Here is a 680-nt window from a genome sequence, read left to right on the forward strand (position 1 = left end):
TGTCGCTGACCATTCCGGACGGCGAGTTCTGCGTGCTTGTCGGGCCCAGCGGCTGCGGCAAGTCGACGCTGCTGCGCATGATTGCCGGCCTGGAGGAGATTTCCGGCGGGGAAGTGCATATCAATGAACGCAATGTTACCGACGTCGAGCCGAAGCTGCGCGACATTGCCATGGTGTTCCAGAGCTACGCCCTCTATCCGCAGATGACGGTGCGGGAAAATATGGGCTTTGCGCTAAAGATGGCTAAGTTGCCGAAAGCGGAGATTAACCAGAAGGTGAATGAAGCCGCTGCACTGCTGGGGCTGGATCCCCTGCTGGAGCGCTTACCAAAGGATCTCTCCGGCGGCCAGCGGCAGCGCGTGGCGATGGGACGTGCCATCGTGCGTAAACCGCAGGTGTTTTTGTTTGATGAACCGCTGTCAAACCTCGACGCTAAGCTGCGTACCCAGGTGCGGGGTGAGATCCGCGAACTGCATCGCCGGCTGAAAACCACCTCGGTATACGTCACCCACGATCAGATCGAAGCCATGACCATGGGGCAGATGATTGTGGTCCTGCGCGATGGGCGCATCGAGCAGGCGGGTACCCCACTGGAGCTGTACGACCAGCCGGCGAATCTGTTCGTTGCCGGGTTTATTGGTTCGCCGGAGATTAACCAGCTGCCCGGTGAGGTCGAATTG

The 680-nt window shown here is 59.6% G+C and carries 1 protein-coding gene; it reads left to right on the forward strand.

The window, feature by feature from the left end; translation table 11 throughout:
- Positions 1–680: ABC transporter ATP-binding protein (locus CWM53_RS12510; RefSeq protein WP_133124350.1), on the forward strand; the 680-nt coding region annotated here is incomplete at both ends.

The sequence above is a fragment of the Klebsiella sp. A-Nf5 genome (assembly GCF_002810545.1).
In the GTDB taxonomy this organism is placed as follows: Bacteria; Pseudomonadota; Gammaproteobacteria; order Enterobacterales; family Enterobacteriaceae; genus Klebsiella; species Klebsiella variicola.